Origin of the sequence: Pantoea stewartii subsp. stewartii (genome assembly GCF_008801695.1) — a bacterium.
Lineage (GTDB): Bacteria > Pseudomonadota > Gammaproteobacteria > Enterobacterales > Enterobacteriaceae > Pantoea > Pantoea stewartii.
On the sequence record NZ_VZPF01000341.1, the window covers coordinates 1 to 225 of the forward strand.

Below are 225 nucleotides of genomic sequence, written 5' to 3' on the forward strand. Positions count from 1 at the left end.
AGTACGCGAACCAGACCGCCGGTCGAAGCTGTGAGCCCGCGTTGCGGTCGTCCCGCACGTATACCCACAGCCGGGCCGTGCGCGTTTTACCGCTGCCCGGCTCCTGTACCGGCACAGGGATATCGTCGGTGTGCACCTTGCCCGGCATCAGCACGTACTGGCGCAGCAGGCCGTACAGCGGCTCCAGCAGTTCGCTCACCGCGCCGGACCAGCGACCCAGCGTGG

1 protein-coding gene is annotated in these 225 nt (G+C 68.4%); it reads right to left on the reverse strand.

Translation table 11 applies throughout. The features are described from left to right. On the reverse strand, positions 1 to 225 hold a 225-nt coding region (locus F7Q90_RS26470), incomplete at both ends, for an IS66 family transposase (protein WP_151161259.1).